We start from the raw sequence: 1,266 nt of genomic DNA on the forward strand, positions 1-1,266 counted from the left end.
CCTCGAAGTCGGCACCCTTGAGCAGCGAGATGCACTCCTGCAGGTCGTCGCGCTTCTTGGACGACACACGGATCTCCTCGCCCTGGATCTGCGCCTTGACGCCCTTGGGGCCCTCGTCGCGCAGCAGCTTGGTGATCTTCTTGGCGTTCTCCTTGTCGATGCCCTGCTTGAGCGAGCCGACCAGGCGGAACGACTTGCCCGACGGCATCGGGTCGCCCACCTCGAGCGCCTTCATGCTCAGCCCGCGGCGCACCAACTTCTCCACGAAGACGTCCTTGGCGGCCAGCACACGGTCCTCGGAGTTCGCGACGATCTCCACCGCGTCCTCGCCCTTCCACTCGATGCTCGCGTCGGTCCCGCGGAAGTCGTAGCGGGTGCCCAGCTCCTTGGCGGCCTGGTTCAGGGCGTTGTCCACCTCCTGGCGGTCGAACTCCGAGACGATGTCGAACGAGGACTCCGAGGCCATGGACGTACTCCTGTCGTTGGGGGATGTCCCGGTCAGGCTACCCGCCACGGCCGGGGCCCGAGGCGGCCACGGCCAGGGCCCGAGGCCGCCACGCGCGGGGCCGGGAGTCGCCGCCGCACCACCCCTGAGTGCCCCGATTTGGCAACGGGGGTCACGGGCGTTGTATCGTGTCGTAGCGCCCTTGAGGTGCACGCCAGATTGCCCGAGCGGCCAAAGGGAGCGGATTGTAAATCCGTCGGCTTAGCCTACGTTGGTTCGAATCCATCATCTGGCACTCGGAGACCCCCGCCACAAGCGGGGGTCTTCGTGCATTTCGGGACTCGTCGCCCGAGGATCTGTGAAAATATGACCACGCGCGGTCCCCAGAGTCACGGCCTCACGACCTGTCACGCCGCATCTCGTCGAGAAGAATCGAGGTGAGACGTATCCACGACGGCCCCGGCTCCGAACCACCGGACATGACACTCCTTTCGATGACCGCCGCACATCGGATGACGGCCGGCGACCTGCCGGCCGGCCTGGGTTCCGCAGTGGAAGAATGGGCCGATGACCTGGGGCGGACCACCCGCTCCGGCAAGGGGATGCGCTCCGCGCTCTTCGACGCCGTGTACACCACCTCCGGGGGCGCCGACGAGGCCGTGCGGGCCGCCGCGGGCCGGGCTCTGGAACTGCTGCACGAGGCGTTCCTCGTCCATGACGACCTGGCGGACGGGGACGACCAGCGCCGCGGCCAGCCCAACCTGCAGGGCCGCACCACCGCGCGGGCCACCGCCGGGGGGATCGGGACCGAGGCCGCCGGG

At 68.6% G+C, this 1,266-nt stretch carries 2 protein-coding genes and 1 tRNA gene; 2 read left to right on the forward strand and 1 reads right to left on the reverse strand.

The genetic code is table 11. The features are described 5' to 3' along the window. Positions 1–466: YajQ family cyclic di-GMP-binding protein (locus G6024_RS11850; protein WP_159148784.1), on the reverse strand; the 466-nt coding region annotated here is incomplete at its 3' end. A gap of 192 nt (positions 467–658) precedes the next feature. On the opposite strand from G6024_RS11850, the gene G6024_RS11855 reads away from it, so the two are divergent. Together G6024_RS11855 and G6024_RS11860 are read left to right on the forward strand one after the other, a co-directional pair. Next, positions 659–740: transfer RNA gene (locus G6024_RS11855), tRNA-Tyr, on the forward strand. A gap of 199 nt (positions 741–939) precedes the next feature. Continuing rightward, the coding region (locus tag G6024_RS11860; RefSeq protein WP_235027881.1) for a polyprenyl synthetase family protein at positions 940–1,266 on the forward strand (327 nt) is incomplete at its 3' end.

This window comes from Dietzia maris, from assembly GCF_014144855.1.
Lineage (GTDB): Bacteria > Actinomycetota > Actinomycetes > Mycobacteriales > Mycobacteriaceae > Dietzia > Dietzia kunjamensis.